The organism is Paenibacillus dendritiformis, from assembly GCF_945605565.1.
Lineage (GTDB): Bacteria > Bacillota > Bacilli > Paenibacillales > Paenibacillaceae > Paenibacillus_B > Paenibacillus_B dendritiformis_A.
In genome coordinates this window covers 6228645-6254061 of the sequence record NZ_OX216966.1, presented here as the reverse complement: position 1 = coordinate 6254061, position 25417 = coordinate 6228645, and the positions used below count along the sequence as shown (strand labels likewise).

Annotated in this window: 20 protein-coding genes and 1 pseudogene; 18 read left to right on the top strand and 3 right to left on the bottom strand. The window is 56.6% G+C overall.

The genetic code is table 11. The annotated features are described in order from the left end of the window. The first annotated feature begins 30 nt into the window (after positions 1-30). Genes NNL35_RS28080 through cysC form a run of 3 tightly spaced genes read left to right on the top strand, consistent with a single transcriptional unit; the run spans position 31 to position 2772 of the window. Positions 31-1362 carry an STM4012 family radical SAM protein gene (locus NNL35_RS28080; protein ID WP_006676896.1) on the top strand — a complete coding sequence of 444 codons (1332 nt, stop codon included), beginning with the start codon at positions 31-33 and terminating at the stop codon, positions 1360-1362. Next, positions 1359-2249, top strand: a complete 891-nt coding sequence (locus NNL35_RS28075) for an STM4011 family radical SAM protein (protein ID WP_006676897.1) — start codon at positions 1359-1361, stop codon at positions 2247-2249. The genes NNL35_RS28080 and NNL35_RS28075 overlap by 4 nt, the downstream gene beginning before the upstream one ends. Further along, the gene (gene cysC, locus NNL35_RS28070) at positions 2242-2772 is read left to right on the top strand and encodes an adenylyl-sulfate kinase (RefSeq protein WP_006676898.1); all 531 of its coding nucleotides are present in this window, start codon (positions 2242-2244) and stop codon (positions 2770-2772) included. The genes NNL35_RS28075 and cysC overlap by 8 nt, the downstream gene beginning before the upstream one ends. Before the next feature lie 106 nt (positions 2773-2878). Here the strand turns inward: cysC and NNL35_RS28065 are convergent, their stop codons facing one another. After that, positions 2879-3967, bottom strand: coding sequence for a S1 family peptidase (locus tag NNL35_RS28065; protein WP_006676899.1), 1089 nt, complete (start codon positions 3965-3967; stop codon positions 2879-2881). Between the two features lie 350 nt (positions 3968-4317). Between NNL35_RS28065 and NNL35_RS28060 the strand changes: the two genes are divergently transcribed. Continuing rightward, on the top strand, positions 4318-4563 hold the full coding sequence (locus NNL35_RS28060) for a hypothetical protein (protein ID WP_006676900.1): 246 nt from the start codon (positions 4318-4320) through the stop codon (positions 4561-4563). 87 nt (positions 4564-4650) lie between these two features. Here the strand turns inward: NNL35_RS28060 and NNL35_RS28055 are convergent, their stop codons facing one another. Continuing rightward, complete coding sequence (locus NNL35_RS28055) at positions 4651-5802, bottom strand: serine hydrolase domain-containing protein (RefSeq protein ID WP_006676901.1); 1152 nt, start codon at positions 5800-5802, stop codon at positions 4651-4653. Positions 5803-5922: 120 nt separating this feature from the next. Between NNL35_RS28055 and NNL35_RS28050 the strand changes: the two genes are divergently transcribed. From NNL35_RS28050 to NNL35_RS28000, 11 genes and pseudogenes are all read left to right on the top strand, one after another. Next, positions 5923-6195, top strand: a complete 273-nt coding sequence (locus NNL35_RS28050; RefSeq protein ID WP_006676902.1) for a DUF3471 domain-containing protein — start codon at positions 5923-5925, stop codon at positions 6193-6195. A 33-nt stretch (positions 6196-6228) separates the two neighbouring features. Further along, a complete protein-coding gene (locus tag NNL35_RS28045; protein ID WP_006676903.1) occupies positions 6229-7713 on the top strand; it encodes a serine hydrolase in 1485 nt (494 codons plus the stop codon). A 94-nt stretch (positions 7714-7807) separates the two neighbouring features. Then, positions 7808-8905 carry a winged helix DNA-binding domain-containing protein gene (locus tag NNL35_RS28040; protein ID WP_254553927.1) on the top strand — a complete coding sequence of 366 codons (1098 nt, stop codon included), beginning with the start codon at positions 7808-7810 and terminating at the stop codon, positions 8903-8905. Positions 8906-9030: 125 nt separating this feature from the next. Continuing rightward, positions 9031-11355: pseudogene (locus NNL35_RS28035) on the top strand (glycoside hydrolase family 95 protein); the annotation flags it as partial. A gap of 597 nt (positions 11356-11952) precedes the next feature. Next, positions 11953-13749, top strand: a complete 1797-nt coding sequence (locus NNL35_RS28030; RefSeq protein ID WP_006676906.1) for a flavocytochrome c — start codon at positions 11953-11955, stop codon at positions 13747-13749. Between the two features lie 1088 nt (positions 13750-14837). After that, a complete protein-coding gene (locus NNL35_RS28025; RefSeq protein WP_138985644.1) occupies positions 14838-15185 on the top strand; it encodes a hypothetical protein in 348 nt (115 codons plus the stop codon). Positions 15186-15222: 37 nt separating this feature from the next. Next, complete coding sequence (aceA, locus tag NNL35_RS28020; RefSeq protein ID WP_006677675.1) at positions 15223-16506, top strand: isocitrate lyase; 1284 nt, start codon at positions 15223-15225, stop codon at positions 16504-16506. 49 nt (positions 16507-16555) lie between these two features. Beyond that, entirely contained in the window at positions 16556-18154 is a 1599-nt protein-coding gene (gene aceB / locus NNL35_RS28015) for a malate synthase A (protein WP_006677676.1), read from the top strand. A 24-nt stretch (positions 18155-18178) separates the two neighbouring features. Beyond that, the gene (locus tag NNL35_RS28010; RefSeq protein WP_040731896.1) at positions 18179-18358 is read left to right on the top strand and encodes a hypothetical protein; all 180 of its coding nucleotides are present in this window, start codon (positions 18179-18181) and stop codon (positions 18356-18358) included. A gap of 143 nt (positions 18359-18501) precedes the next feature. Further along, positions 18502-19827: a DRTGG domain-containing protein gene (locus NNL35_RS28005; RefSeq protein ID WP_006677677.1), complete on the top strand. Its 1326-nt coding sequence runs from the start codon at positions 18502-18504 to the stop codon at positions 19825-19827. Between the two features lie 131 nt (positions 19828-19958). After that, entirely contained in the window at positions 19959-20927 is a 969-nt protein-coding gene (locus tag NNL35_RS28000; protein WP_006677678.1) for a metallophosphoesterase family protein, read from the top strand. Positions 20928-20984: 57 nt separating this feature from the next. On the opposite strand, the gene NNL35_RS27995 is transcribed toward NNL35_RS28000, so the two are convergent. Next, positions 20985-22811 (bottom strand): adenine deaminase, encoded by a 1827-nt coding sequence (locus NNL35_RS27995; RefSeq protein ID WP_006677679.1) that lies wholly within the window; start codon positions 22809-22811, stop codon positions 20985-20987. A gap of 188 nt (positions 22812-22999) precedes the next feature. On the opposite strand from NNL35_RS27995, the gene NNL35_RS27990 reads away from it, so the two are divergent. From NNL35_RS27990 to NNL35_RS27980, 3 genes are all read left to right on the top strand, one after another. After that, positions 23000-24028 (top strand): TIR domain-containing protein, encoded by a 1029-nt coding sequence (locus NNL35_RS27990; RefSeq protein WP_006677680.1) that lies wholly within the window; start codon positions 23000-23002, stop codon positions 24026-24028. Next, on the top strand, positions 24025-24255 hold the full coding sequence (locus tag NNL35_RS27985; protein ID WP_006677681.1) for a cupredoxin domain-containing protein: 231 nt from the start codon (positions 24025-24027) through the stop codon (positions 24253-24255). The genes NNL35_RS27990 and NNL35_RS27985 overlap by 4 nt, the downstream gene beginning before the upstream one ends. Positions 24256-24420: 165 nt before the next feature. Beyond that, complete coding sequence (locus tag NNL35_RS27980) at positions 24421-25413, top strand: substrate-binding domain-containing protein (protein ID WP_006677682.1); 993 nt, start codon at positions 24421-24423, stop codon at positions 25411-25413. Positions 25414-25417: the final 4 nt, after the last annotated feature.

Genomic DNA, 25417 nt, shown 5'->3' with positions numbered 1-25417 from the left:
GAGCGAATGAGCGAAAGAATGGACGAACGAATGGACGAAGTGGCAGAGGAGCGGCAGCGTTGGCTGCAAGCCCCGTACCGTTCCTACCTGTATTCGTATCCGCATAAGACGGCTTACCGTCCCCTTGAGCCGGCGCTGCCGCTGGAGGAGCTGTGGAAGGGGGAGGAGACGGACTATTATTTCCTCTATATGCATATTCCGTTCTGCGGCGCCCGCTGCGGCTTCTGCAATCTGTTCACGCTGCCGGACCGGCGGGCCGATGTGCATGAGCAGTATGTCGATGCGCTGGAGCGGCAGGCCCGACAATGGGCGCCTTGGTTCGCCGGGCGGTCATTTTCCCGGTTTGCTGTTGGCGGGGGAACGCCTACGCTGCTGGAAGCCCCCTTGCTGAGCCGATTGTTCGATATTGCGGATCGGGTGATGGGGCTGGATCCGTCACAGGCCTCCATCTCGGTGGAGACATCGCCGGACACGGTGACGGAGGAACGGCTGCATGTCCTCAAGGAGCGGCTGACGGACCGTGTCAGCATCGGTATCCAGAGCTTCGTCGAGCAAGAGGCGTCGGCGATCTACCGGCCGCAGAAGCCGCGGTTGGCCGAGGAGGCCCTGGAGCGGCTGATGGCATTCGAGTTCCCGCTGGTGAATGTCGATCTTATCTACGGTTTGCCGGGGCAGACGCCGGAATCCTGGCTGTACTCGCTGGAGAAGGCTATCAGCTACGGGCCGGGGGAGATCTTCATCTACCCGTTGTACACGCGGGAGAATACGATTCTGAAGCCGGATCAGATACGCAAGCAGGGCACGGACATCCGGCTGGAGCTGTACGAGATGGCGCGCCAGCGGCTGGAGGAAGCAGGTTATACGCAGTACTCGATGCGGCGCTTCTCCAAGGTGAACGGCTTCGCTCACAAGCGGATTCTGCCCTTCAGCTGTCAAGAGGAAGGGATGGTCGGCCTGGGCTGCGGCGCCCGCTCGTATACGCGCCGCGTGCATTATGCGTCGCGCTACGGGGTAAGCCAGGCGGCGACGAGAAGCATCATCGCCGACTATGTAGCGGCGGAGCGGCATGATCAGGCCGATTACGGCTTCGTGCTGAGTGAGGCGGAACAGAAGCGGCGCTATCTGCTGAAGGCGATTCTGCATCGCGAAGGGCTGGAGCTGGCCGCTTATGAGGAGCGCTTCGGCAGCAGGGCGATGCAGGATCATCCCGAATTGGAGCAGCTGCTACGCCTCGGTCTGGCCGAGCTGGAAGCGGGCGTGCTGCGTCTGACGGCGCTTGGGATGGCGTATTCCGACGCGATCGGGGACGAGCTGATCTCTGCCGACGTGAGAGAGCGGATGGAAGGGTATGAGCTGCGATGAGGGCGGTGCTCTATTACCGGGGGAAGCTGTCGTCCTGCAATTACAGCTGCCCGTATTGTCCCTTCAGCAAGACGAAGGACAGCAAGGAGACGTTGGCCCAGGACAAACGCCAGCTGGAGATGTTCATCGGCTGGATCAGGGCGCAGGAGGAGGCCGGGCACCGGCTGGCTTTGTTTTTCAATCCGTATGGCGAGGCTCTCATTCACCGCTGGTACAGGGAAGCGATGATTGAGCTGTCCGAGCTTCCGCATATCGAGAAGGTGGCCATTCAGACGAACTTGTCCTGCCGGCTGGACTGGACGGAGCGGCTGAATCGGGACAAGGCGGCCTTCTGGGTCACGTACCATCCGGGACAGACGAGCCGGGACGGCTTCTTGTCGCAATGCATGCGGCTGTATGAGCAGGGCATCTCCTTCAGCGTCGGAACGGTCGGGGTCAGAAGCGCCTTCGACGCGATCGAGGAGATCCGGCGCTTGCTTCCGGAAGACGTATACATCTGGGTGAACGCCTACAAGGATCAGCCCGATTACTATGCGGTGGAAGAAGTGAAGCGGCTGCAGGGCATCGATCCTTATTTTGCGATCAATCTAAGGGATTACGACAGCCTCGGCCGGCCCTGCGCAGCAGGGGAGACGGTCTTCTACATTCAGGGCTCCGGCATCGTGAAGCGCTGCTATCAGGATCGGCGCGTCATCGGCCACCTGTACCGGGACGGGCTGGAAGGGCTGGCGGCAGAGCGTGCTTGTGGAATGAAGAACTGCGGCTGTTATATCGGGTATATTCATATGCCGGAGCTGGAGCTGGGCAAAGTGTACGCGGAGGGATTGCTGGAACGCATCCCTGTGCGGCATGCTTCGATGCATAAGGAGGGAACAACGATTGTCTGAACACGCATTCACATTATGGCTGACGGGATACTCCGGGGCGGGCAAGACGACGATGGCGCATGCGATCGCGGCCTCGCTCCGATCGCATGGCCGCCGGGTCGAATGTCTGGACGGAGATGAGCTTCGCGCCGCCATCGGCAGAGGACTCGGCTTCAGCCGGGAAGACCGGATGGAGAATATCCGCCGGATCGTATATATTAGCGGCCTGCTGGCCCGCAACGGAATTATTCCGATTGTCTCGGTGATCAGCCCGTACCGGGACATGCGCGCTTACGCGCGCGAGCAGCTGGCGCCCTTCATCGAATTGTTCGTCGATTGTCCGCTGGACGAGTGCGAACGGCGCGATCCCAAGGGCTTGTATGCGCGGGCGCGGCAGGGAGCTATCCCGATGTTCACCGGCGTCTCGGATGTGTACGAGCCTCCGGAGGCGCCCGAGATTGTCCTCCCGACGGATCGCTGCTCCGTGGAGGAAGGGGTGCAGCTCGCGCTGAACCGGCTGAAGGACCTGTCCTTGCTTACCTAGAAGTCCTGGTCATGGCACTCTGCCAGGCGGCTTCTATCCCTCTTCTTCAGCCGGAGGCGGGGGAGAGAGAGTTGGCGCTGCTGCAAGGAAGCCCGCCGTTGTGAAGCTACTCCTGACCGGCTTCGTTCAGATAGGGCCGAATATCTTCGATCGGGATGGCAAGTCCGACTTCAACGGATTCCCCGGATTCTTCGCCCTGCTTCACGGTCGAGGTGGCGAAGACGACGGCGATGACGCGGCCCTGCTCGTTCAGGACCGGGCTCCCGCTGTTGCCCGAATGGATCGGAGCCTGGATCATCAGCACGGGCCGATCGCGTTGCTGCAGCGGGGTCAGACCGAGAATCTTGCCTTCGATCGCGATATGATAGAAGGAGAGCGGGTTGCCGATGATATGAACTTGGGCGCCTTCCCGCCACCCGGAGTCCGTCTCCAGCGGCAGGGCAGGCAAAGAATCATCGGGATTGTCCCGCAGCTTCAATACAGCTACATCCAAGGCGGCATCGCTTGCGATCACGTCGGCGAGATACGTCTTGTTATGTTGAAACGTTACCGTTCCGGTCTTGTCCTCCGCCATCACATGGCGGTTCGTAATGATGATGCCTTCCGCGGCCACATTGAAGCCGGTGCCCTTCCGATCACGCGCATTGACGATGACGACCGCCTGCTTGTATTGCTGTATCTGTTCACTCTGCGATAATTCCTTGTCCGCATGGAGGAAGCGGAGGGCAGGCAGATTGTAGATCTGCGGCCAGAACGCGAGCACATTGCCGAACAGCAGCAGGGCAAGCAGTATCGTTATCGACTTTGCCATCCATTTTCTCCGCGGAGCAGGTTCCAGATCCTCCTCCTCGTCCTCCCGAATCCATAGCTCGAATTCTGCTGCGGTTAACGGTTCTGAATTGTCATTGTCGGGCTGCGGCCATTCGCCGGGCCGCTGCGTCATGGCAGCGGGCTGCCGTTCGCTGGAGGCTTCGGCAGATCCGGCTGGGGCCTCTTCCTTGCCCGGCTCCGCTTCCCGGAGGTTATTTCCTTCGCTCGCGTCCCGATCTTCCATTGTCTCCTTGCCGGCGGCTGAGACATGCCGTGCATTCCCGCTCTCGATTACGGAGCTCCCGGGAATGGACCGCTGTGCCGATTCCTCGGCCGGGGCCGGATCGGACGCTCGCCTGGCATCGTTCGGCTTGCCTGGATTCATCGCTTTATCCTCCTCGCATCAGGTTCGTGCAGAGACCCTGGAATGTGTGATCCCCTTGCTGCGGGGCTCATACGGATATTATAGCAAATCGCCTTCCGGTCAACGAACCAATCAGACCGGGCTCGGGAGCTTGACGGGATGCAAAGCATTGTACGAAATAGTAGAATGGGGAAGAAGCAGTTTGCTGAAGGCTGTTCCTGATTGAAGCGGGACCAGATCGGGTATTTATTATTGTCGAGAGGACTGTTCGAGTTCCATGTCTGCAGAAGCAGAGACCAAGCAAGCATGAGTCTTTTTACATTAGGCAAAGGCTGCTTCCGCAAGCTTATCATGAAGAGGAGGAACCTTTGATGAAATGGGATGTTCGAATCAATGTGCACCGTTATGATCCTTATCATTCCTGGTATGCGCACCCTTACGCGAGACCGGCGATTCGCGGAGGCCGCTCCCACACCAAGCCCAGCTTCTATGACATTCTGCATGAGAAGCGGAAGCGGGCCGGCCACCGGGAGCGACAAGCAGATCGGCAGGCCAAGCCAGGGAAGGAGCATGCCATCGTTGCCCGGCTAGCTCGGCTGCAGCCTCCGCTCGGGTAGCGACCGCTGCAGCCCGGAACACACCGCCTGCGTGGTATCCGCGACCCGTGTTGGGCTGCAGACGGGTGCCGCCATTTACGTTACACATTATCCGAGATGTTCGAGAATGGTCCGGTATGCCGTGACGGCCTCGAAGTCATGAACATTGAAGACGGCCGGATCGACGCCGGACTTGACGATGACGGCATGATGCCGCCGATTGATATAGATCTGTTGCCCGTAAATGCCGCGGGCCATCACCTCCGAGCCGTCGCTGCCGAGCGGCGTCCACCACTGATACTGATAGCCGAAGCAATCCTCGGCTTGCCCCGCCTGCAGGTTGGACCGATCAGGAATGACCGATTCCTTCATCCATTTCTCCGAAATGATCTGCCGGCCGTTCCAGGCTCCCTGATGCAGAACAAGGCGGCCGAATTTCGCGTAGTCCCGCAAAGCGGCATTCAAGAAGGCGAATGCAATCTCATTGCCGTGCAGGTCGGTGTTCCAATAGGCATCGTATTCCATGCCAAGCGGCTGCCACAGCTTTTCCTCCAAATAAGCCGATAACTTTTTCCCGGTCGTCCGCTCCAGCAGCATACATAGCACTTGGGTATCCACACTCTTGTATTGGTAATGTCCCGGCGGTTGCAAGCGCGTCAGCTTGCGCACGTACTGCGAGATCGGCATCGCCGACTCCCCGAAGACATCGTTCATAAAGGTATAAATCTCCGCATCGGGATCGGCGTAGTCTTCATTGAAGCGAACGCCGGAGGACATTTGCAGCACATCTTTGATGGTTGCTCCGTCATAGCCGCTTCCGGCCAGCTCCGGCAAGTACCGCGTTACCGGATCATGGACGTCCCGCATCGCGCCTTCGTCGAAGGCGATGCCCATCAGGGCCGAGATGAACGATTTGGCGACCGACATCGACGTGGCGGTCGATTCCCGCGTATATCCGTTATAATAACGCTCAGTTACGATGGCATCATCCTTGATGACCAGCCAAGCGGTGGCTTTCACCTTGGCCATATACTCGCCTACGGTGGATGCTTGTCCGTTGTAGCTGTAGCGGACATCGGCCAGATTCTCTAAGTTCTCGGAGAACCGGAACTTGTCCGCCGGCGCGTGAACATCGCGCTTCGGCAAAATATGATCCATATTGCGGAAATTCCAGGCGATATGATCCTCGTGCAGCAGCGTATCCAGCTTGACGAGATCGTATTGGGGCTGGCATGCCCCGGTTTGCGCGGCTGTCTTCATCGTTCTTCAAGCCTCCTATATTCAATCTGTGCGGCTGCGCAGCACTTCCTTCATTGTACTGTACCCTGTGGATAAGGACAAATTTTACCATCAAATCCAGGGGTTCGGGACAGCGGACGGATGTCGGGTGAACCGCAGCAAGACCAGACAGCCTCGGAAGCACAAAAGAAGAACGGGAAGGAAGGGGAGGAAGGCTCTCCGCCGTCAAAGGATATAGAGGTTCGCACGCCCCCTCTTTCGCTGAACGATTATACGGGAACGTTTACCCATCCGGGCTACGGCAATTTGGTAATGAAGCAGATCGAGGATCGGCTCTCGATGCCGTTGAATCTGGAGCCGGCAGCGAAGGAGATCGAGTTTGAACAAGTCAAGGCGGCGATAGCGGGCGGTTGAACGAACTCGAATGAAGTATAAGGAGGAACTATGATGAGCATCATGCATGCGAAGTTACATGGATTCTCGGAATACATTCGACAGCAGATGGAGCAATGGAAGGTGCCGGGACTATCGATCGCGGTTATCCAGGGGCAGCAGATCGTGATGGCGGAAGGGTTCGGTCTGCGGAATGTGGAGCAGGGGCTCGAGGTGACGCCGGAGACGTTGTTCGCGATTGGCTCCTGCACGAAGGCATTTACGGCCATGTCGGCGGGAATGCTCGTAGATGAGGGCAAGTTGGACTGGGATCGGCCGGTGAAGGAGTATCTTCCCAATTTCAAACTATATGATAGCTTCGCGACGGAACGAATAACGATCCGGGATATGCTGTGTCACCGCTCCGGACTTCCGCGGCATGATCTCATGTGGTACAATGCGCCGTTCACGCGGGAGGAAATCATCGAGCGGCTGCAATATTTGGAGCCGAACCACGATTTCCGCTCCAAGTGGCAATACAACAATTTGATGTATATGGCTGCGGGGTATCTCGTGGGACAGCTTGCAGGAGTTCCGTGGGAGCAATGGGTGCAGGAGCGGATTTTCGCGCCGCTGCGAATGGATAACAGCAACTTCTCCATTGACGAGATGGAACGTCATCCGAATGCCGCTGTGCCATATATAGATAAGGATAATCAGGTGCAGGCGACCGCTTACCGCAATCTTAATGTGATCGGTCCGGCAGGCTCGATTAACAGCAATGTCATGGAGATGGCGAACTGGGTGCTTCTCCAGTTGAATCAGGGGACATTCCAGGGGAAGCAACTGGTCACGGAAGGAAGCATCGCCACGATGCATACGCCCCAGATGCCTTGCGGTTCCTCGCATTTCTGGAAAAAGGAGCTTCCCATCTGCACTTACGGCCTCGGCTGGTGCATTGAAACGTATCGGGGCTATCAGTTGGTTCATCATGATGGCGGAATTGACGGATTTTCTTCTCTCGTCTCTTTTTTGCCGCAGGAGAACATCGGTGTCATCCTTTTAACGAACAAAAATGGTTCATTTCTTCCGCGCTTCCTCTCCTATACCTTGTTCGACCGGCTGCTGGAACTGGAGCCGATTGACTGGAGCGAGCGAATGGCCACGGAGATGAAGCAGTACGAGGAATGGGCGAAGCAAGGGAAAGAGGCGGTGAGCAAGGAAACGAACCGTCCCGGCAATGAGGAACAGGGGTGCGTATCCGTACGCACAGTGAATGAGTATACGGGGAGATTCGAACACCCGGCCTATGGGGAGTTGGTTGTCGACATAGCGAATGGCCAATTACGCGCCTTATTTCATGGACTGACCTTTGCGATGACTCCACTCGGCGACGACAGGTATGAGCTCTATTTTGACGTCCTCGATCTGCGCATTCCGGCTGCCTTCCATGCGGATGCAGAGGGGCGTTTATCCCGCCTTGCGGTCTCGTTCTTGCTGGATCCAGGGGAGAAGGAGATCGAATTTGTAAAAGTCCAGGATCCGGTACCAAGCGGATAGGCTCTGGTAGCTGGCATGCAGGGAGACCGAAGCTGTTCCTGTGCGCAGCGTTATCCGGCTGCCTGGGATCGGAAAATCGGAAGGAGGCATTATGGTGGACACGAGGAGCAGATGCCAAGAGTTGCTGCACAGACAAAAACTGTCGCAAGAAAACTCCCTTGCCCATGTCATGGATTTGCTGGAACACGAGTTCGGAATTCAGTCACAGATCTTCAGCCATTCCTTACTGGCGATACAGTGCAGACTGCAGAGCAAGGTATCCTTGAATGAAATCAAGTCCTTAATGGAGGACGAGAAAAAAATAATCAGGACGTGGTCGCTCAGAGGCACATTGCATCTGATGCGTACAGCGGATGCCGCTGTGATGTGGAGCGCGTTCGGTACGGAATGGATGACCCGATGGGGAACGTATCTGAAGCAGCATGTGACCGAATATGACAAGCAGCTTGTCTCCGAGGCGGTGCTCTCTTCCTTGTCCGATGGACCGAAGACGCGAGAACAGTTAAAAGCGGATTTGAACGCATCGTTGAAATGCGAGACCGCTCTCATAGACTATTTACTGTCTCCGTGGGGCGGGATATTAAAGGACTTGTCTTATAAGCGGATGGTGATTCACGGGAACCCGCTTGAGCCGGACATCGCATTCCATCTTACAAGCTCGTGGCTGCAGGACCAGCCCGACATCTATCATATGTATGATCAGGAAGAAGCGCTTGGCCTCATTCTATTGCGTTATTTGCAGGCTTATGGTCCGGCAAGAGCCGAGGATTTTGCGTACTGGTCAGGGATAACGGTCACGCTGGCGAAAAAAATATTGAAAAATAGCAGTGCCGATCTCATTTCGATTGGCGATCTGTACGATAATAAAAACATATATAGAACGAACAGTACGGAGGCTATTCCGGCGGTAAAGCTGCTGCCGAAATTCGATCCGTTGTTGTTGGGGCATAAAGAAAAGTTTTATATGGAAAGCGAGTATTATAAAAAAATTTATGGCGCGGCGGGCCATGTCCATGCGGCTGTCCTGATCAACGGCATGATAGCGGGAACATGGAAAGTAAAAGGAAAAAAAGTAGACGTGTGCCTGTTTGGAGAGGGAGATGGAGGTTGGCGGGCCGAGCTCAGCCGCGAAGCAGAGAAAACAGCCTCTTTTTTCAATCAAAGCTCCCCGCTGCATCGTGCAGGCGGATAACTCTGATTCCGTGCGTTCCGAGCCTCTATGGAAATGCCGCAGCAGACCGTAGGCGCAGCTTCCCGGGAAATGAAGCACATCGTGACATGACAGTGAACCTGAGCATGCAAGGAGCGTGAGAAGCGATGGCAACGAGCAAGACAGCACGTGACGAAGACTTGAAGCTGTGGTACACGCGGCCCGCGGACAAGTGGACGGAAGCGCTGCCGCTTGGCAATGGGCGCTTCGGGGCGATGGTGTTCGGCGGTGTCCGGCGCGAGCGAATCCAGCTCAATGAGGATACGCTGTGGGCAGGGCATCCGGTCAGCGAGTATAATCCTGCGGCGGGAGAGCTGCTGCCGGAAGCGCGACAGCTGCTGCATGCCGGGAAGTATGCGGAGGCGATGGAGCTCATCGGTACGCGCATGGTCGGAACGGAAGGCCATGGCATTCAGCCGTACCAGCCGCTCGGGAACGTTTATTTGGAGTTCGATGGCCCGGAGGCGACAGGCGGGGCGGCTGGCGGGAAGCCGGCTGCGCCGGCGTATAAGCGGGAGCTTCAGCTGAAGCAGGCGCTGGCCGTAACTTCCTGCCAGGCGGGAGACAGCCTGGAGAAGCGGACCGTGTTCGTCTCCGCTGCCGATCAGGTCATGGTGGTGCGTCTGGAGAGCGATTCGCCTTACGGCGTGCGCGTGACCGTGTCGCTCGACTCGCGGCTAGAGCATAGCGTAGCGGCGGATGACGAGGGCGGACTAGTTATGACGGGACGCTGTCCGCAGCGGGTACGGAATCATAACAACTCCGCCGTCCCGCCTATTGCCTATGACGGGGATGGCGCGGAGAGCGAAGAATCGGGGCGGGCTCTCCGCTTCGCCGTGAAGATGGCCGTGCTGGAGGAGGACGGGGAGACCCGGGTACGCTGTATCGATAACCGGCTGAAGATTGGCGGGGGCCGAGCGGTCACGCTGCTCTTCGCGGCGGCAACCAGCTTCCGAGGCTATGATCGGATGCCTGACGAAGCGGCCGTTCCTCCGGCTGAGCGCTGCCATGCCGTGTTGAAGGAGGCGCTCCGCCGCAGCTACGGGCAGCTTCTGGATGCCCACATCCAGGATTACCGGCGCTTGTTCGAGCGGGTCTCGCTGGAGCTGGACGATGCGGATGATGCCGGCCGCAAGCTCCCGACCGATGAACGGCTGCGGCGCATTGGCGCCGGGGGAAGCGACAACGGAATCTATGCGCTCTTGTTCCAATACGGCCGCTATTTGCTCATCTCCAGCTCCCGGCCCGGCACGCAGGCCGCCAATCTGCAGGGCATCTGGAACGACGAGGTGCAGCCGCCCTGGAACTGCGATTATCATCTGAATATCAATCTGCAGATGAATTATTGGCTGGCGGAGGTATGCCATCTGCAGGAGTGCCATGACCCGCTGTTCCGGCTTATGGAGGAGCTGGCCGTTACCGGCGCGGCCGCGTCCCGCGTCCATTATGGCTGCGGAGGCTGGATGGCGCATGCGATGACCGATCAATGGCGCAATCACAATGTCGGCCCGTCCGGCGATCCCTCCTGGGCGTACTGGCCGATGGGCGGCGCCTGGCTGTGCCGCCATCTGTGGGAGCATTACGAGTATACGCGGGACCGGGCGTTCCTGGCGGAGCGGGCCTGGCCGCTTCTCCGCGGAGCGGCGGCCTTCCTGCTCGATTGGGTGGTGCAGGAGGACGAGGATGGCCGCCTGATGACGAGCCCTTCCGTCTCGCCGGAGAACGCCTTCCTCATTCCCGGAGCGGAGGAGGGGGAGAAGCAGACCTGCACCGTATCGCAGTCCAGCGCGATGGATATGCAGATCGCGTATGATTTATGGATGATCGTGAAGCAGGCCAACGATGTGCTCGGCCTCGATGACACGTTTGCCCGAGCTTGCGAGGCCGCGGCGCTGCGGCTGCCGCAGCCGCGGATTGGAGCCCGCGGGCAGCTGATGGAATGGGAGCGGGATTACGCCGAAGCCGATCCGAAGCACCGTCATCTGTCCCATCTGTACGGTCTGTATCCCGGCTCGCAATTCGCGCTTGAGGATAACCCGGAGCTTCTGCGCGCGATCGCCCGGACGATGGAGCTTCGCGGCGACGAAGGCACAGGCTGGAGCATGGGCTGGAAGATGGCGGTATGGGCGCGGCTGCTGGACGGGGACCACGCGCTGCGCATCTTGAACAACTTCCTGCATGTCATCGAGGAAGAGGGAAGCGCCAATTATCATCATGGCGGCATTTACGTCAATCTGTTCTGCGCGCATCCGCCATTCCAGATTGACGGCAACTTCGGAGCTGCGGCCGGGATCGCGGAGATGCTGCTCCAGAGCCATCGCGGCATCCACCTCCTGCCGGCTCTGCCTCGCCAATGGCCGAGCGGCACCGTGCGGGGACTGCGCGCGCGGGGCGGCTTCACGGTATCGCTGGCATGGAGGGATGGGGCGCTGGCCGCGGCCGAAGTGGCGCCCGATGCGGACGGGGAATGCCTCGTCCGGTACCGCGGGCAGGAGCGGGCGTTCAGGTGCAAGGCGAATACGCCCTTGCTCGTCACGCCCGCCTCGTTTGAAGCGGGCGGATAAAGGGAAGCTGCAGCCTGGCGGGGGCTGCAGCTTTTTTTGTGCAAGCGGCGCGGCGGTTCATGCCCAAGGCGCGCTGCACGCCGCGCATGAACGGCCCAATCCTGCAAATTTGCAGGATTTATTCCCGAGGAAGGCGCATTCTTGGCATGATTCCTGCAGAAATGCAGCTTTTCACACCATTTCTCTTCCATGAGCGCCCAAACGCAAGAAATTGCTGTATATTTGCAGGATTCCCTTTTCCAGAAAGCGATACAGGCGAAAATGCTGCAGTTTTGCAGCAATGAGGAGCTCCTGGCAGTTCCTCCGCGAAGCGAAGTTGTTTGTACGAATTTATTTACGATTTTATATAGTGAAAGTGATAACTTTCACTAATAAGCATTGATTACTGTGCTATCATGATGGTGTAGTGCACAGTACTGTTGCTGCAGACGAATACAACAAGAGAAGACAAGGGGTTTTAGGGACATGAAGAGGATGAAGAAAGCGGGAATCATGGCACTTATCCTGTGTATGGCCGTGATGTTAGCGGCATGCGGGAGCGGGAACAAAGATGGCAAGGAGGGCAATAATGGAGGGGATCAGGATCGGATCGTGACATCCATCGGAGAAGGCGATGGCAAGCACGGCACGATTAAGGTAGAGGTCACGTTTGAGAACGACGAGATTACAGATATTAAAGTACTCGAACAGAAGGAAAACGAAGTATTGGCCGAGCCTGTATATAAAGAGCTGAGAGAGACTATGATCGCCTCGAACAGCGCGGAGGCGGATGCGATCAGCGGCTCGACGGTCACAAGCCAAGGCTACATCGACGCGGTGAAGGATGCGGTAGCGAAGGCGGGCTTGACGCTTGTCGCGAAGCAGGCGGCTGGGAAAACCCAGACAGACGAGCCGGCCGAGCAGACGTATGATGTCGTCATTATCGGGGCTGGCGGCGCCGGCTTCAGTGCGGCTTTGGAAGCGAAGCAAGCGGGAGCTTCGGTGGTCCTGCTGGAGAAAATGCCTAGCGTAGGCGGCAACACGCTGATTTCCGGCGGTGAAATGAATGCGGCCAACACGTGGGTGCAGAAAAAGTTGGGCATTGAAGACAGCACAGAGCTGTTTATTGAAGATACGCTCAAAGGCGGAGACAATGTCGGCGATCCGGAAATGGTCCGTGTGCTGGCCGAGAACGCGACCGCGGCGGCAGAATGGCTGAAGGATGAAGTAAAGGTGAACTTCCTGGAGGATCATTTATTCCAATTCGGCGGCCACTCCGTCAAGCGGGCGCTCATTCCGGAAGGGCATACGGGAGCCGAACTGATTACGAAGCTGAAAACGCATCTGGACGAGATGGGCATCGATCTGAAGACGAACACGAAGGCTGAGAAATTGCTCACGGATGACAGCGGCAAAGTGATCGGCGTCGAAGCAGCCGGAGCGAACGGCGGCACCATCACCTTCCATGCCAACAAAGGCGTCATTATTGCCTCGGGCGGCTTCGGATCCAATGTCGAGATGAGAAAGCAATACAATCCGGAATACGATGAGAAGTATATGACTACGGATGCGCCGGGCACGACGGGAGACGGGATTGTGATGGCGCAGGCGATTGGCGCCGCCCTGACCAATATGGAGAGCATTCAGACTTATCCGGTGTGCAATCCGAAGACCGGCGTTATCTCGCTCGTTGCGGACAGCCGTTTTGACGGGGCGATTCTCGTGAATCAGAGCGGCCAGCGCTTCGTCGAAGAGCTGGAACGCCGCGATGTCATTTCCAAAGCGATTTTGGCTCAGGAAGGCGGCTATGCCTACCAGTTGTGGAATCAGGAAATTGGGGATATCAGCAAGACCGTCGACACGCATAAAGACGAATATGAAATGCTCGTCAAAGACGGCCTCTTGTACAAAGCGGATACGCTGAAAGAAGCTGCGGAATTTTTCAAGATCGATCCGGAAGCGCTGCAGGCGACAATCGACCGCGTCAACAAATTCGCCAAGTCGGGCAAAGACGAGGACTTCAAGCATCGCGCAGGATTGAAGGATATGAGCAAAGGGCCTTATTATATTCAAAAAGCGGTGCCTTCCGTTCACCATACGATGGGCGGTCTCGTGATCAATAAGACGACAGAGGTGCTGAACGAGCAAGGCCAGCCGATTCCGGGGCTGTTCGCCGCAGGCGAAGTCACGGGCGTTATTCACGGCAAGAACCGGCTTGGCGGGAATGCGATTGCCGATGCCATTACCTTCGGCCGTATCGCCGGCCAGCAAGTCGCTAAGTAAATAGCAATGGGAAAGAAGCCGAAGCGAAGCCGCAGCATCAAGCTGCGGCTTTCATATTGAAGACAAACTCCCGCGAATACTGCAACCGCAGGAGTTCTTTACGTTTTTTATCCTTATTTAGAAATACGGAATTTTTTATATTATACTATATTAATGCAGTGAATGATTGAAATATTATCTTATAAAAAACAAGACTGTCGACAATGGCTTTGCCGAGATAGGCCGCCTTGTTACACGGTGTCATTTGTCAATTCCCTGATAGGCGGTCGATTCCATTCCGTGAGAATCACCTTGTCGGACAGCCTTTGCTGGCCAGCAGCTTCATCTCCTGCGCAAGCATGTCCCGCAAATACACCGGATTTGGAGAGATCCCCATGAACTCCTCCAATATTCAGCGGTACCGATGCAAAGGGAGCCCCAGCGGAGCGGCCAGTTCGGCGTGAAGCACCTCCTCAATATGGTCATGCGGATAGAAATGAAGCGGTATGAAGTCCGGCAAACACGGATTGCTGCGGCAGAACGCAAAAATTCATCATTCAGCCGCGGCGAGCGGATGGTGATGATCCGCCTTGGCGCGCAGCCGCTCCGAAATACATCTCCATATCATCTTCCATCGTTCCCGGCCAGAATGTCTGCAGCTCCGGTCATCCACTCCCCTAAAGCAGCAGTATCTCCCGCCACCCTAGTCATCTGCTCCGCCAATACTGCAAGAATGCAGCAATTTCATTGACACGAGGTTGCGAAAATACGATTACTGCAAAAATACAGCAATTACCGTGCGGCGAGGCATAAATAGCGTTTAAAATGGCGAAATAATGTAATTTTGCAGGATTTTCTCGGAATTTAGACTATTGAGGTTAAAAATGCTGCGCCTGTGCAGCAATTTCATGCGGGGACCAGCTTGCTTCATGCGCGGACCAACTTGCCCTAACCTAACCTGTTCTGCCTTCCCTGGCCCCGCCTTCCTAAGAAAAAAGACTGTCGACAGGACTTTGTCGCCAGTCTGAAAGCCGCAGCATCAAGCTGCGGCTTTTTGCATGGGGCGGCGGTCGTTGAAGCAAGCCTGTTCCCGGAGGAGCCTGTATCTTGTGACCCAAGGTGCAGGCTTTGTTACATTCTCGGCTGGAAGCGCTCTATCTAAGGAATACTGCCCATTTTGTTATATAACAATAAAAATATTTAAAAACAGTATTGAACAGTTCTTTCCAGTGTTATATAATGACATCAACAAAACAGTTTTGTTATATAACAGTTATGAGGGGGTGCACGGCATGGATTGTCCCGTATGCAGCGGCAATGGCGATTTGGACTGCTTCAAATGCATGAGCCCGATGGCTGAAGGCCAGGAACATCATGATTGCCCGCTATGCGAGGGCAGGCGGGTTCTGCCTTGCAGCCGGTGCTCCGGCAACGGTTATCTGGAGCAGGAAGCATGAATCGAACGAAATTCAAATCGATGGAGGAGGATTGGCGATGAGAGAGAATGGGAGAACGGAACTCGGGCAGATGAAGGAGCATTGGTCTGGAACCCGGTATCAAGGCATCCGGCGTCCTTATTCGCCGGAAGACGTGCTGAGATTGCGGGGGTCTGTGAAAATCGAATACACATTGGCCCAGCGAGGTTCCGCGAAATTGTGGGATCTGCTTCATTCGGAAGATTATATCCACGCGCTGGGGGCCCTGACCGGCAACCAAGCCGTTCAGCAGGTCAAAGCGGGACTGAAGGCCATCTATCTCAGCGGATGGCAGGTGGCGGCGGACGCGAACCTGTCCGGACAAATGTATCCCGATCAGAGTCTCTATCCGGCGAACAGCGTTCCTCATGTCGTGAAGAGAATCAATCAGGCGCTGCAGCGCGCCGATCATATCCAGCATTCCGAGGGCAAGAACGACATCGATTTCTTCGCGCCCATCGTCGCGGATGCCGAGGCCGGCTTCGGAGGGCCGCTGAATGTATTCGAGCTCGTGAAGGCCATGATCGAAGCGGGAGCGGCGGCAGTCCACCTGGAGGATCAGCTTGCCTCAGAGAAGAAATGCGGCCATATGGGCGGCAAGGTGCTCCTGCCGACGGGCCAGGCGATTCGTCATCTGATCGCGGCGAGGTTGGCGGCGGATGTGATGGGGGTGGATACGGTGCTGATTGCCCGGACGGATGCGAATGCGGCGCAGCTGCTCACCAGCGACATCGACGACAACGATCGGCCTTTCCTGACCGGACAACGCACAGTGGAAGGTTTCCATTATGTAAGGGCGGGACTGGATCAAGCGATATCGCGGGGCCTGGCTTACGCCCCTTATGCCGACATGGTCTGGTGCGAGACCGCCGAACCGAATCTGAAGGAGGCCGAACGATTCGCGCAAGCCATTCACGCCCGCTATCCCGGCAAATTGCTGGCGTATAACTGTTCCCCATCCTTCAACTGGAAACGGAAGCTGAGCGACAAGGAGATCGCCACCTTCCAGCAGAAGCTTGGCGCCATGGGCTATAAGTTCCAATTTGTCACCTTGGCCGGCTTCCATGCATTGAACCACAGCATGTTCCGTCTGGCGAAAGGGTACAAGGAGCGGGGGATGGAAGCCTACTCCGAGCTGCAGCAAGCGGAATTCGCCAGCGAGGCGGAAGGCTATGAAGCGGTCCGCCACCAACGGGAAGTGGGAGCCAGTTATTTTGACGAAGTGACCCAGCTTATTGCCGGAGGCCTGGCCAGCACGACGGCGTTGGCAGGTTCGACCGAGCAGGAGCAATTCACCCGCTAATGAACCATATTTCAGCATTTCAGCCATTTTAAAAAAGGGGGTTCGACCTATGAACCGTGTGAGCCAGTCACACCGTGAATTGAAAGGGGATTGCAGCTCGGAAGCGCACAGCATCATCTTGACGCCTGAAGCGCTGGAATTTGTGGCGTCGTTGGAAAGGCGGTTCGGGAAGCGGCGCAAGGAACTGCTCCGAATGAGAGACGAGCGCCAGCAACGATTGGACGCGGGCGAGTGGCCGGACTTCTTGGCGGAGACGGCACAGGTCCGGAACGGCGATTGGACAGTTCCGTCCATCCCGGCCGATTTGCAGGATCGGAGGGTGGAAATTACAGGTCCCTCCGGGGATCGCAAAATGGTTATCAATGCGTTAAACTCGGGCGCTAAAGTGTTTATGGCCGATTTCGAGGACGCCAATTCCCCAACCTGGGCCAACACGTTGGAAGGCCAGGTCAATCTTCGCGATGCGGTGAACCGGACGATACGGTTCGTGAACGAGGCGGGCAAAATCTATGAATTGAACGAGAAACCGGCCGTGCTCAAGGTGCGGCCGCGGGGCTGGCATATGGAAGAGAAGCATCTGTTGATCGACGGGCAGCCGATCTCGGCGTCGCTATTCGATTTCGGTCTCTACTTTTTTCATAATGCGAAGACGTTGATTCGGCAGGGAAGCGGCCCTTATTTTTACCTTCCGAAAATGGAAAGTCATCTGGAAGCGAGGCTGTGGAATGACGTGTTCAAATTCGCGCAGCAGGAGCTGGGCATTCCTCACGGCACCATTAAGGCTACCGTCTTAATCGAGACGATTCTGGCCGCCTTCGAAATGAATGAGATTCTGTTCGAGCTGCGCGATCACGCGGCCGGCTTGAATTGCGGGCGCTGGGACTACATTTTCAGCTATATCAAGAAGCTTCGGAGCAAGCCGGACGTCATTTTGCCCGACAGGGCGATCGTGACGATGGAATCGCCTTTTATGACGGCCTATTCGCTGCTGGCCATCCAGACGTGCCATCGGCGTCAAGCCTACTGCATCGGGGGCATGGCGGCCCAGATTCCGATCAAGAACAATCCGGCGGCGAACGAAGCGGCGCTGGAGAAGGTGCGGAAGGATAAGCTGCGGGAAGCGCAGAACGGCCATGACGGCACATGGGTGGCGCATCCCGGTCTCGTGCCAGTCGCCATGGACGTGTTCAACGCCCATATGCCGGGACCGAACCAGCTCGGGAAGCTGCCGGAACGCGAGATCACCGCGGCGGATTTGCTGGAGGTTCCTCAAGGGCCGATTACTGAGGCTGGCGTGAGAATGAACATTTCGGTCGGCATTCAATATTTGGAGGCATGGCTGCGTGGAATGGGCGCGGTGCCGATCAACCATCTGATGGAGGATGCCGCGACCGCCGAGATTTCGAGAGCCCAGCTGTGGCAGTGGATTCGCCATCCGCGGGGCGTGCTCGACGATGGGCGCAAAGTAACGGTCGAACTCTTCGATCGCATCTTTCAGGAAGAGCTGGAGAATCTCCGCCTTCGCCTCGGCGAAGAGCAAGTCCCGGGCTCCCGGCTGACGCTGGCTGCCTCTCTGTTCCGCGATATGACAGTTGCGGATACATTTGAGCCGTTTTTGACCCAACCGGGTTATATGCACTTATCCTAATTTCGCATAAGGAGGTTCACGCATATGGCGATGAACAAGGTCGAACACGAGACAGACGAGACGATGGAGTACACAGCGTTTTATCCGCTGTCTCCCGTATTTTTGGACCTGTACTATCATTCGAGCAGCGAGGAAGTCCAGCAGTCCTCCTTGCCGCTGTCGCATTATTTCATTACTAATTATTATTGCTACCGCAATGATTGAGTAAAGACGTTCAATCTGATCTCCAACAGAGCCTGTTCGTGGAAGAACGGGCCTGTTGGATATTTCTTTTTCCGCTTCCGTTTCAATATTTTCCCCATGCTATATAATAGAAGTATTCCGCTATATAACAGAGGGGATAGCTTATGAATTCTCAAGAAATGATGACGAAGCACGGGCAGATTATTCAATACATTGAGGAGCTTGACATCGGGACGCGTATTTCGGTGCGCAAAATCGCGCAAGCGTTGAACGTGAGCGAGGGGACGGCTTACCGCGCCATCAAGGAAGCGGAGGGCCGGGGCATCGTCAGCACGAGAGAGCGTACGGGCACCGTACGGATCGAGAAGAAAGAGCCGCAGCATATCGACAAACTGACCTTCGAAGAAATACGCAGCCTGGTGGACGGAGAGGTGCTGGGCGGCAAAGCGGGCCTCGACAAGACGCTGAACAAGTTCGTGATCGGGGCCATGCAGCTCGAAGCGATGATCCGCTACATTGAACCGGGAAATCTGCTGATTGTCGGGAACCGGAACAAGGCGCATCACAGCGCTCTGACCTTGGGCGCAGGGGTGCTGATTACGGGCGGCTTCGATACCCCGGCGGAGGTTCGCGAGCTGGCGGACGAGCTGGCGCTTCCGGTCATCAGCTGCAAATACGACACCTTTACGGTGGCTGCGCTCCTGAACCGCGCCTTATCCGAACGGATGATCAAGAAGCAGATCATTCTGGTCGGCGATATCATTCGAAAAGACATTCCGCTCACCTCGATTCACCAATCCAGCACGGTCGGGCATTTGAAAAAGCTGATCGAGGAAAGCGATCACAACCGTTTTCCTGTAGTGGATGATGCGAACAAACCGGTGGGCATGATTATCGCCAAGGACATTATCGGCGCTTCCGACAGTGAACGAATCGAGCATTTAATGAGCCCCAATCCGATTACGGTCATGCCTCACACCTCGATAGCGACGGCGGGCCATATGATGGTATGGGAAGGCATTGAGCTGATTCCGGTCGTTGACGGGGAGAAGAAGCTGATCGGCGTGATTAGCCGCAAGGATATATTGAAAGCGATGCAGTCGGTTCAGTCCCAGCCTCAACAGGGAGAGACGCTGGAGGATCAGATCTGGTCGGCGTTCGAGGAGATTCGGGAGGACGATGGCAGGCTTTATTTCCGCGGGCCCGTTCATACCTCGATGATCAACCAGATGGGGTACATCTCCGAGGGCATCCTGGGCAGCATGATCACGCTTGCCGTCACCCGCACGATTAAGCAGCATAAGAAGAAGGATCTGCTGATCGACCACACCTCCGTTTATTATTTGGCGCCGATCGAGATCGAGAACATCGTGGAAATGATTCCGACCGTGATTGAATTAAGCCGCAGGTTCTGCAAGATCGAAGTGGAAATGTTCGTCCAAGGGCAGCGTGTGATCAAGGCGATGGTGACGGCCCGAATTTTGGATTAGGGCGCTTCGCGAAAAAAGCTTGCCCGGGGAATATCGTATATTGAGCAGGCCGGGGGAACCGTGGTATACTTCCGGCCATCAAGCGATATCCCGATTCGGATTCGGGATCCCGAATAAGGAGGCTGCCCCTAATGAGTCAGACATTGGCGTTCCGCGAGGATGGATTATTCAAGATTGTCCAGTTCTCCGATACGGAGTTCTGCGTGGAAAGTGAATTCAATCTGGAGGACCCGCAGAATATCGATGATATGACGCGGGCCGGGATGGATCGGATTATCGAAGCCGAGCAGCCCGATCTCATTGTCATTGCGGGAGACGTGACGGCGAGCGCGAAGGGAGATCCGTTATACTTCCTGGACAAAGCAGCGATGACATTGGAGCGGCACCGGATTCCGTGGGCGTTCGTATTCGGCAATCATGATTCGGAAGGCGTGGCTACGCGGCAGCAAATGCATCAGGCGCAGTTGACTTACAAGCACTGCGTCGCCCAGCCTGATCCGCCTGGAGTTAGCGGTAACGGGAACTATGTGCTGACGATTGCCGATCAGAGCGGCAAGGCAGCGGCCGCCCTTTATTTTCTGGATAGCGGAGATTATTCGCCGCTGCGCCAGGTGGGCGGCTACGACTGGATACGCCATGATCAGATTCAATGGTATATCCGGCAGTCGCGGGCGCTGACCGCGCAGAACGGCGGGCAGCCGCTGCCGGCGCTCGCGTTCTTCCACATTCCGCTGCCGGAGTATCACGAGGTGTGGAAAACCCGGACGTGCGTGGGCCATCGGATGGAGCCGATTTGCTCGCCGGTGGTGAACTCGGGCCTGTTCGCGGCGATGGTCGAGATGGGGGATGTGATGGGCACCTTCGTCGGGCATGATCATGCGAATGATTTTTGCGGGACGCTGCATGGCATTCGGCTCTGCTACGGCCGGTCGGCGCAATATGTCAGTTCCGTGGATGGAGAACGGAGCGATTATTTCCCGACAGGCGCGCGCGTCATTCAATTGAAGGCCGGGGAACGCGGCTTCGAGACATGGATTCGCGAGAGCGACGGCCATACCGTCGGGGAACAGCCGGAGCATCGCCCTGAGGTTCACGCGTAATAGAATCAGGCAGCCATCCCGCGGGACGGCTGCCTGTTGTCATATTATAAGAAACAATTATTCTTCCACGAACAGCGGAACTTCTACGAAGCCTTGCTCCGTCGTCTTGATCAGGCCGATATCCGACAGGCGCAGCTCAGGCACGACGATCAGCGCCAGCAGGGACAGGGTCATGAACGCGTAGTTCATCGTGCAGCCTGCATCGTACAGGGCCTTGCTGATGGCGCGCGATTGTTCCGCGACCTCCTCGAACGGCGCATTGGACATCAGGCCGGCAACTGGCAACGGCAGCTTGACGACGCCATCCTCTGTCACGACGGCGATGCCTCCATGCATGTCGGCCACGGTATTGGCCGCTGTGGCCATCAACGTGTCGGAGTTGCCGATCACCATCAGGTTGTGGCAATCATGGGCGACAGTCGTCGCCATGGCGGCCGGAACCTGGAAGCCGACGTCGGACACGAGGCCGAGCGCCTGATTGCCGGTTCCTTTATGGCGCTCGATGACGGCGATTTTGCACAGGCCGTCCTCTACGCGCAGCGCCACGCGGCCGTCCTCGATGCGGACGGATACCATCTGCTCTTTCGTATCGACGTGATTCTCCCGCACTTGAATCGCTCTTGCCTTCCGTTCGCCGGATGCGGCCGGAGCGGCAATGACGAAATCATCTGCACGCACTTCCCGCGTCAGATGCACCGAACGGATGGCTTCCTCCGGATAGTTGAACTCCGGCAGCTCCACGATCATGCGCCCGTTCTCGGCCACGACTTGACCGGCGGCAATCGTCATGGCGACGTTGACGTCGGCCAGGTTGCCGTCGAGGATAATGATGTCGGCGAACGAGGCCGGCGTGATCGTCCCGACATCGCGGGCGACGCCGAAGCGCTCCGCCGTATTAATGGTCGCCATCTGGAAGGCGGTAACCGGGCGAACGCCCTGGGCGATGGCGTGGCGGACGACGAAGTCCATATGTCCTTCATCCACCAGCGATTCCGGGCTGCGGTCGTCGGTGACGAGAATCATGCGGCGCGTATCGATGCCGTAGTCGGTATGCGCCTTGATCGATTCGGCGACATCATGCCATGCCGAGCCGCGTCTCATCTTCGCGTACATGCCGCGGCGCACCCGCTCGATGACATCCTCGGCCTTGACGCTCTCGTGGCAGCCGGTAATGCCGCTCGCGGCATACGCGGAGATTCTCCAGTCGTCGACCGGCCACGTATAGTGCCCGTCCGCGACGCGGCCCGCGCGCAAGGTCGCCTGGATCTCGCCGATCATTTTCTCATCGCTGAACACGACACCCGGGAAGTTCATCACCTCGCCCAGGGCGATCATATCCGGCCCCCAGGTGAAGGCTTCCGCCACTTCGGCCGGGCCGATTGAAGCGCCGCTGGTCTCCAGCTCAGGCCCTGTCGACGGCACGCACGAAGCGACCTGCATATAGGCCGCGAGCGGTGTCGTTCTCGCTTCCTCCAGCATCAGGCGGAGGCCGGGCAGGCCGAGAACATTGGTAATCTCGTGGGCATCGAAGAAGCCGCCGGTCGTTCCTGTGACAAGCACGGCCCGCGCGAATTGCGACGGCGTGATCTGGCTGCTCTCGATATGGCAGTGGCCGTCGAGCAGTCCGGGCGCGACATAGCGGCCGCCCGCATCGATAACCTTCGTCTCCTCGCCGATCATATGACTGGCATCTTTGCCGACAAAGGCAATGCGCGATCCCTGCACGCCAATGGACATATCAGCCTGAATCTCCCCGGAGCATACATTGACGAGCTTTGCGTGCTGAATGACGAGGGTTGCCTTTTTGTCCCCTCTCGCCGTCGAGATCAGGTCGGGCACGCAATCGGCAAGATGAGGCCGGGCAAAGGGGTTGCTAGTATTCATTGTGTCGTCTCCTTTGGTGAGCTAAAAATTATGGCAACAGCATAAGTATAGATCAAGGAAACATTTTCTACACGTTGACCGATTGAAGCGAATCCTATGAAAAAAGCGATTTCATAGCTTTATCCCCACACAGAATTGGAAAATCATAGTATAATTAGGGCTATCAAGTTCAAAAAGGAGCTGCGCTTGTGTCCATTTCTGCGAAACCGAATTTATTTATCGGCTCATCAAGGGAAGCGATTGACATCGCGACTGCCGTGCACTCGCAACTCAATTATTACTGTCAAGTTTCCCCTTGGTATGCCGGGGCATTTGGCGGAAATGAATATACGATGGAGACATTGGAAAGAGAACTTGAACAGCATGATTTCGGTATTTTCGTTTTCGCGCCGGATGATGTGGCGTTGCATCGCGGGAAGTATGTGTTTGTTCCACGGGACAATACGTTGTTCGAGATGGGGCTTTTTTGGGGAAAGCTGGGACGGGGCAGAGTGTTCGCCATCATTCCAGGTGGAGTCCGGGAACGCAGCGATCTGATTGAGGGGAAGACGATACATGAATTTCACGTGCTCTCCGATCTGCAGGGGCTTACCCTGTTGAGCTATGAGCTGCGAACCGATAACAAGCATGAGGCGGCCGTGTCTGTCGCTTGCCAGCAGCTGATTCGCAAAATTAAGGAGGAGGGCTTTTTTCAAAACCCTCGCACCTTGTTGGCTGTCAAAGAAACCGAGCTGCTGCAGAAGCAAAGCTTGCTTCACTTTTTTTGGGAGTATAATCGCAATCTGACGACAGCCAATGTGCAGGAGAAGTATGAAGCGCTGTATGAGGCGGTCCGCAATTCCATCATGCCTCCGCACGGATTCCGTGTCACGGGGGCGGCGCTATGGCGCAAGCAAGGCCATGATGGCATCGGGCAGGTGGCGGGTAATGTAGGGAGAGGACAATTTTTCTCGTTCAGCGCGGCGGAGCGCCAGCAAGACAAGGATCATCAAATTTATGTGATAGATGTCTTTCTTAACGGAAAATGGTCTTTTTTCAAGCGCGAGGAGCTTGCGTTGGTATATGTGCTATGCTATCCTCTTGGTAGAGAGCACGTGCTGTCCGTGCATTTTGCCGGGCAGAAGCTGCTGGATGAATCCGCATTAGCAGCGATTGTATATCTGAACAATGATTTGCTGCGAACCATTGACCACTTAATTGGAGGTGATTCCGCATGACGGGCGATCATCCTATTCACTTGCATAAGGGAAGTGCCGGAATCAACAAGCTTAACCGCCAGGCAAGAGGTCCGTTTGGCCGTTCCAGGAAGAAAGGCATTCGTGGAAGCGGTCAGCATAATGCGGCAGACATTGTCTATATCGGCCCTTCCGTCGAAGGCTCTGACGAAGAATATGTGAAGGTGCTCAGCGGCGAAGTCGATCGAACAAAGCCTTCATTCGCATAAATCGATACACGAATTCAACCCGTTCAGCGGGCGCAAGATGACTTCTTCCAGCGAGGAGTCATCTTTTTTAGATCCTGACCACGCGGGTTGCCGGATGGTCAGCGGGGGCCGTATCATCATTATCAAATTTGTAAGCGTATTCAACTTTGTTGGGAGGGATGAGGTATGTCGGATAAGAGATGGGCCGCGGTCCTCGGCTTGCTGTTCCTGTCCTTTCTGTATCTGCTCTTTCAGTTCATGTCATCCACCTACCGCAACCAGGAGTTGATTCGCCAATGGAGCGAGACGGAGACCGGGGCGTCCAGCAAGCCCCATGTCATGCTTATCTCGCAGGAGCTGGACAATCCGTATTGGCGGATGATCGAGCAGGGGGCGAGAGATGCGGCGAACCGGCTGGGCATTGCCTTGGAATATGTCGGGCCGCTCCGCATCAATACGGAGGAACAGACGATGCTGCTGGAAAAAGCTATCGCCGCGAAGGTGGATGCGATTCTGCTGCAGGGCATTCACAGCATCGCTTATACCCGGCTGATTGACCAAGCGGTAGCGCAGGGCATTCCAGTCATAACCGTGGATGCCGATTCGCCGGACAGCAAGCGGCTCAGCTATGTCGGCACGGACAATTATGAATCGGGACGGAGACTGGGCGAGATCGTCGCCGAAGCCGGCCGTGCCTTCTCCGATCGTCCAGTGACCAAAATCGGCGTTCTCATCGGCAGCAATCTCGCCGAGAATCAGACGCTGCGGCTGGACGGATTCCGCTCGGTCATCAGCCAGCACCGCTCGCTGCAGATCGTCGATGTTCGGGTCTCGAATATTTCACGGATTGAAGCGGCGCAGAAAGCGTCGGAGATGCTGTATTTACATCCGGACATTGCGATTATCGTCGGGATGAGCGCGCTGGACGGGGCGGGCATCTTGCAGGCCGCCAAAAGCTCGGGCCGGGACGATTTGCTCATCTTCGGCTTCGATGATATCGAGGAGACGAAGCAGGCGCTTGCCCGTGGCGAGATCGAGGCGAGCATCATTCAGAAACCGTACCGGATGGGCTATGACAGCGTCTCGATCATTCATGACGTGCTGGAGGGAAGAAGCGCTCCGGCCCATCATCTGATGGATACGGAGATACTGACGAAGGATGGAATCCGATTGGAGTGACGTT